We start from the raw sequence: 392 nt of genomic DNA on the forward strand, positions 1-392 counted from the left end.
CAGCCGGCGCTCCTTCTCGTCGGGGTCCGAACCGCCGGCGATTTGTTGCCACGCCACCGGGGCCAGGTCGAAGCTCGTTCCGCCGGTGATCCAGCAGTCACGCATCGCCGCCAGGCCGATCTGCTCAAGCTCGTTCACGACAGGTCGAGCCTCCCGAAACTGCTCCGCGCCGCCAGGAGGTCGAGCCGGCTGCCATTCCAAAGCGCGACCGTTGCCGCGAGATCGATACCGAGAAGGGTTGGACTGACAGCCTCGTTGATCGGCAGAGCGATGCCGTTCGGGTCGCCAGCCGCCTGCCACCAGGGCGCGCCCCGGTCGTCGAGCAGGATCGCGCCTGGCGGCAGCATGACAGGACAATCGGTGAGCCACGGCGCCGCGTCCTGACAGAAAAG

General features: G+C 67.9%; 1 pseudogene. It reads right to left on the reverse strand.

What is annotated here, in order from left to right:
- Positions 1–134: 134 nt before the first annotated feature.
- Positions 135–392, reverse strand: a pseudogene (locus tag EOA29_RS40785) (SWIM zinc finger family protein); the annotation flags it as partial.

This window comes from Mesorhizobium sp. M1E.F.Ca.ET.063.01.1.1, assembly GCF_003998155.1.
GTDB lineage: Bacteria > Pseudomonadota > Alphaproteobacteria > Rhizobiales > Rhizobiaceae > Mesorhizobium.